The following is a 609-nucleotide window of genomic DNA, read 5'->3' on the forward strand; positions in this document are numbered from 1 at the left end:
TTGAACTCCCCCGGGTAGGCCCACATCAGCAGCGGCAACGGACCGTCCTTCTTCGCGTTGTAACCCGGCGGCAGCATCAGCGTGGCGGTCAGGTCGACGCCGTCGTTGCGCTTGTAGCGGATCTGCTCCTTGCTCACCCCACGCAGCTGCGGCAGCGGGTGCTGGAAGTGGGTCAGCGCCTTCGGTGCAGCCGTGGCATCACCCAGCGACTGCACGTAGAAGTTGGCCGGCTCATCGGGCGATTCACGGGTCAACAGCAGCGAGGTGCCTTCCTGGTCGAGCAGCGCCACCGGCGCGGCATAGGACGGGGCCTGCGAGTGGAACAGGCGCGTGGTCTGCTTGCTGTCCAGATCGAAGCGGTCCACGAACGGACGATCGCCTTCCGGCGAAGCGCCCAGCCCGTACAGGAAGATGCTGCGGCCATCGGCACTCACCTGCAGGCGCGCGCGCCCGTTGACGTCGCGCACCAGGCCCGGGCGACCGGGATCGTTGTAGCGGTCCTGCGAGGAACGTGCGGACAGCAGTTCAGCTGCCTTCTCCGGCTGGTCGGGCGCGATCCGCCACTGCTTGACCTCGCGGTTCTTCCACCACGATTCATTGAGCAGCGCC

1 protein-coding gene is annotated in these 609 nt (G+C 67.0%); it reads right to left on the minus strand.

Features of this window, described 5'->3' with window-relative positions; all coding sequences use genetic code 11:
- On the minus strand, positions 1-609 hold a 609-nt coding region (locus AAE045_RS23805; RefSeq protein ID WP_455549769.1), incomplete at both ends, for a hypothetical protein.

Origin of the sequence: Dryocola clanedunensis, assembly GCF_038405435.1 — a bacterium.
Taxonomy (GTDB): Bacteria; Pseudomonadota; Gammaproteobacteria; order Enterobacterales; family Enterobacteriaceae; genus Dryocola; species Dryocola clanedunensis_A.